The following is a 515-nucleotide window of genomic DNA, read 5'->3' as shown; positions in this document are numbered from 1 at the left end:
GGCCAGGAAGTAGCCGCGTGCGCGGTAGAGGTCGGTGATGGCCTTGGCCAGGGCTTCCAGGTCCGCCAGCGCCACGTCGCGCCCGATGTAGGGCTGGGTGACCGTCTTGAGCTCATCGGCCGAGAGCGCCTGCGCGCCATTCAGGCGGATGTCGTTGAGGCGGAAGGTCGGGGGTGGCGCGGGTGTGCGCGGGAGGTCTTGCGGCATGGCCGCGCCGGCCGGGGGGCGCGCGGCCTGTGCGAGCTGGGTGCTGTTGCTGTTGCTGTTGCTGCTGCTGTTGCCGTTGCTGCTGTTGCCGTTGCTGCTGTTGCTGCTGTTGCCGCAACTACCGCAGGGATCGTTGGTGGGCAACAGTTCGGTGTTGGCCGTGGTCGCTGCTGCCACGGTGGTCGCTTCCTCGGCCTCACCCGCCGCATGGGCCCGCTGCGCCGCCAGCAGCCACAGCATCGCGCCCGCCACCACTACGCTGGACGCCACGGCCACCTGCCGGCGCTTCGTGTGCAAGGCGCCCATCG

The 515-nt window shown here is 70.3% G+C and carries 1 protein-coding gene; it reads right to left on the bottom strand.

Features of this window, described 5'->3' with window-relative positions; translation table 11 throughout:
- Positions 1 to 515, bottom strand: a 515-nt coding sequence (locus HCU76_RS36390) for a POTRA domain-containing protein (protein ID WP_305729971.1), incomplete at both ends; no start/stop codon positions are given.

Origin of the sequence: Variovorax sp. dw_308 (assembly GCF_019207085.1) — a bacterium.
GTDB lineage: Bacteria > Pseudomonadota > Gammaproteobacteria > Burkholderiales > Burkholderiaceae_C > Variovorax.
The sequence above is the reverse complement of the archived record's forward strand: the minus strand, read 5'-3'. Positions and strand labels throughout refer to the sequence as shown.